This is a genomic window from Desulfosarcina cetonica JCM 12296 (assembly GCF_001311845.1).
GTDB lineage: Bacteria > Desulfobacterota > Desulfobacteria > Desulfobacterales > Desulfosarcinaceae > Desulfosarcina > Desulfosarcina cetonica.
The window spans coordinates 1-978 of sequence record NZ_BBCC01000495.1; the positions used below are offsets into that span (position 1 = coordinate 1).

General features: G+C 43.8%; 2 protein-coding genes. Both read right to left on the reverse strand.

The window, feature by feature from the left end; genetic code table 11:
- Positions 1–666: hypothetical protein (locus tag JCM12296_RS35185; protein WP_157068217.1), on the reverse strand; the 666-nt coding region annotated here is incomplete at its 3' end.
- Between the two features lie 94 nt (positions 667–760).
- Positions 761–978, reverse strand: a 218-nt coding sequence (locus JCM12296_RS43030; protein WP_218188464.1) for a hypothetical protein, incomplete at its 5' end; no start/stop codon positions are given.

Consider the following 978-nt stretch of genomic DNA (forward strand, 5'->3'; position numbering starts at 1 on the left):
ACTTGGAGTAGGCATACACAATGTTTTTGTTGGAGACTCCTTGCCCAACCATTGCCGGGCTTGTTCTGAAAATTCCGTTAACCAATCATGAGTTTCATTTTCACCAGGAAAGGTATAAGGGTGGTAGGGAATTGCTGGGTCATAGCCAGTCGTTTCCTGACGTGGTTGTGTCTTTACCTTTAGGTCGTAACCGCAAGAAACATCCAGGTATTTTAGTACCATGGGGATATATCGTTTGAAAAGTTGAAATCCCATAAAATCAACGGGAGTGTAAATTTCAATTTTGAGTTCCCATTGATCAAATTGTACTTCAATGTCTGGAGACACAGGAGCCCCTGCGGATTCGGCCGCTTTAACCGCAGTTCCAAAGTGCTCATAAAGATGCACGTATATTTCCAGCTCCGCAGCCGCCTGCTCCAGTTCAAATGGATGCTTCGTCTTGATAAGTTTTCTACCGATTGCCCCCGAGCCTTCAATCGAATTATCAATAAATTCAAGAAACCGACTGATGTGTTTATAGTGTGTGTTGGACAGAAGGCGAACGATCTCAAACTTAGAACGTCCAGAATTCGGTAGATTGAAGGCTTTGCCAATTGCTGGATACCGGGCAAGTGCCTTTTTTGTGTTTTCATCCACCGGGTATGATATAGATAAAGCGCCCATCACTTTATACCCTCCATAAAGGGTCTTCCTGTTTAACATCTCTTTTCGATATGTTTATTCTAATGCGGCACTTCCTATTTTAGAGGCCAACGACGAGCTAACTTGCGGCGGTCAAACGACCAGAAACTATCAATGGAAAAAGGAAGTTGCTGATAGCACGATCGACCAAAATGCCACCGTAACCGCCGTCAAAGTTTAGCGCTTTGTTGGTGCACCGAGCTTTCAATGAAAAAGAAAGCGAGTGCCCGGTTAAAACAAATAAATAAGCCCGGCCCGAAAAGAAAAAGAGCACAAATCGATTATGAAGTAACCGGA